The sequence below is a fragment of the Actinospica durhamensis genome (assembly GCF_018139695.1).
Classification (GTDB): domain Bacteria; phylum Actinomycetota; class Actinomycetes; order Streptomycetales; family Catenulisporaceae; genus Actinospica; species Actinospica durhamensis.
The window spans coordinates 1-416 of record NZ_JAGSOG010000811.1; the positions used below are offsets into that span (position 1 = coordinate 1).

At 73.3% G+C, this 416-nt stretch carries 1 protein-coding gene; it reads left to right on the plus strand.

From position 1 onward, the window contains the following. The coding region (locus KDL01_RS42335) for a DrrA family ABC transporter ATP-binding protein (RefSeq protein WP_498038013.1) at window positions 1-416 on the plus strand (416 nt) is incomplete at both ends.

The following is a 416-nucleotide window of genomic DNA, read 5'->3' on the forward strand; positions in this document are numbered from 1 at the left end:
GGACGAGCCCACCACCGGACTCGACGCCGAAGGACGCCGGGACACCTGGGAGTTGGTGAGCGCGCTGCGCGACGGCGGCACGACGGTGCTGCTGACCACCTACTACCTGGAAGAGGCCGAGAACCTCTCCGACCGGCTGGCGATCCTGCACGAGGGACGCATCGCCGCCACCGGCACCCCGGCCGAGGTGACGGCCGCGCAGCCGTCCCGGATCACCTTCGAACTGCCCGAGGGCTACTTCCTCGGCGACCTGCCCCCGCTCGACGAACTGGGCGTGTGCGGGCACGGGGCGGACGGACGGCTGGTCCGGCTGCAGACCCGTGAGCTGCAGCGGGCGGCCACCAGGCTGCTGGTGTGGGCCGAGACGGCCGGAGTGGAGCTGCGCCGCCTGGACGTGCGGTCGGCGTCCCTGGAGG